The sequence below is a fragment of the Streptomyces sp. SID14478 genome, from assembly GCF_010548525.1.
In the GTDB taxonomy this organism is placed as follows: domain Bacteria; phylum Actinomycetota; class Actinomycetes; order Streptomycetales; family Streptomycetaceae; genus Streptomyces.
In genome coordinates this window covers 1-2014 of sequence record NZ_JAAGMG010001165.1, presented here as the reverse complement: position 1 = coordinate 2014, position 2014 = coordinate 1, and the positions used below count along the sequence as shown (strand labels likewise).

Here is a 2014-nt window from a genome sequence, read left to right as displayed (position 1 = left end):
GCCGGCGCCCACTCGGCGTCGTCGCGGCCCAGCGACGCGAGCACGTCCGCGTCGGTGACGAGGGTGCTGCCGGGGAGCGCGGCCGCGAGTTCGCGCACCGTGTCTGAGGTTCGTGCCGTGTTGATGTCGTACCTCCGATGGGTTCGCGCATGACCGGCGCTTTCGCGGGTAAGCGCCGAACACCATGATGGAACAGGCTTCGCGGCGCCGGACGGCGCGGGAGGGACGGTGGAGTCCACCATGAGCGGGACGGACGTCACTGCGGACAGGGCCCGGACCACAGATGGGGAGACGTCGCTCGACCACATCCCAGACCCCACCAAGGTGGCGCCGCTGGACGCGCGGGAGCTCTCCCGGCACTTCTTCCGACGGCTCGCCTCCCTCGAGGAGGGCACCGAGGAGTACCAGTACACCCGCAACACCCTCATCGAGATGAACATGTCGTTGGTCCGCTTCGCGGCCGGCCGGTTCCGGCACCGCGGCGACGACATGGAGGACATCGTCCAGGTCGGCATGATCGGCCTGATCAAGGCGATCGACCGGTTCGAGATCTCGCGCGAGGTCGAGTTCACGTCCTTCGTGCTGCCGTACATCACCGGTGAGATCAAGCGTCTCTTCCGCGACACCACCTGGGCCGTGCACGTGCCGCGGCGGCTGCAGGAGCTGCGGCTCGAACTGGCCAAGGCGCGCGAGGAGCTGTGCACCCGCCTGGACCGCGAGCCGTCGACCGCGGAACTGGCCACGCTGATGGACCTGTCGGAGCCGCAGGTGGTGGAGGCACAGCTCGCCTCGAACGGCTACGCGTCCACGTCCCTCGACGCGGCGCTGACCGGGGACGGCGACGACGGCGAATCGGTGCTCGCCGACTTCATCGGGGTCGAGGACGAGGCGATGGAGCTGGTGGAGGACTTCCAGGCCCTCGCTCCCCTCGTCGCGCAGCTCACCGGGCGCGACCGGCAGTTGCTGCACCTGCGGTTCGTGGAGGAGCTGACCCAGGCGGAGATCGGCGAGCGGCTCGGCTACTCGCAGATGCACGTCTCGCGGCTGATCAAGGGGCTCATCGCCCGTCTGAAGGCCGGGATGCTGGCCGGCACCGACCTCGTGTAGGAGCACCGCGGGCAGGACTCACGCGACCGTCCGGGTCGTGCTCACGCCGAGAGCGTGACCACGGCCCGGACGCGTTTGCCGACCGGCACTCGTTCGACGGTGACCTCGGCGAGCGCGGACACGATCTCCAGACCGTGTCCGCCGACGCGGGACGGGTCCTTGGGGTAGCGCTTCGGCACCTTGCCACTGCTGTCGTAGACGGTGACGACGATCTGGTCGGTCGTCCCCTCCAGTTCGAGCGCGTACGGACCCGTGCTGTGCCGGTCCGCGTTGGTGACCAGCTCGCTGACGACGAGCAGGACGTCACCCTCGGCCCTGCGGTCGACGGCGACGCACCACTCCTGGGTGAGCTGCGCCAGGAAGGTCGCGGCGAAGGTCCGGGCCTGCGCGATGCAGCCGGGTTCACCGGTGTAGTGGGTCATCCGCCGCAGCGGCTCGACTGGGGTGTCGAAGCCAATGGGGATCACTGTCCCGTCCAAGTACTCGGTCATCCACGTCTCTCTCGCCCGGACCCGCTCCACTCGGACCCTCGCAGCCATGCTGATACCCCGACTCCGGCGGTGCAGTCCTGTCGATTGCCGTGTGACTGTCTTACGGTCCGCTCGTTTGAAGGGCGAAGCACGCGACACCCTTCGACGTGGGAGACCCCGACCATGCCTACTCTTCGCCCCGGCCGAGCCGCCTTGCACACACGGATAGCCGCCGACCAGGCCGAGGCCGCCTTCGTCGAGCAGTACACCTCTCTCGTCCGGCTCGCCTATCTCACGCTGCCCGCCTCCTTGTCCCGGCACCGCCGGGTGCTCATGGCGCACGCGGCGGCTCAGCGCGCACTGCCCGGCGTACGGACCGCCCGCGTACCGGGCCCCCGCGCACCGGAGGACGGCTCGGGCACGGCGGCGGACGCCCT

At 69.7% G+C, this 2014-nt stretch carries 2 protein-coding genes and 1 pseudogene; 2 read left to right on the top strand and 1 reads right to left on the bottom strand.

The window, feature by feature from the left end:
- Positions 1-240: 240 nt before the first annotated feature.
- On the top strand, positions 241-1107 hold the full coding sequence (locus G3I40_RS37170; protein WP_164559234.1) for a SigB/SigF/SigG family RNA polymerase sigma factor: 867 nt from the start codon (positions 241-243) through the stop codon (positions 1105-1107).
- Positions 1108-1148: 41 nt separating this feature from the next.
- Here G3I40_RS37170 and G3I40_RS37165 read toward each other — a convergent pair whose 3' ends face one another.
- Entirely contained in the window at positions 1149-1598 is a 450-nt protein-coding gene (locus tag G3I40_RS37165) for an ATP-binding protein (protein ID WP_164559233.1), read from the bottom strand.
- A gap of 162 nt (positions 1599-1760) precedes the next feature.
- Here G3I40_RS37165 and G3I40_RS37160 point away from each other — a divergent pair.
- Positions 1761-2014 (top strand): annotated as a pseudogene (locus G3I40_RS37160) (hypothetical protein); the annotation flags it as partial.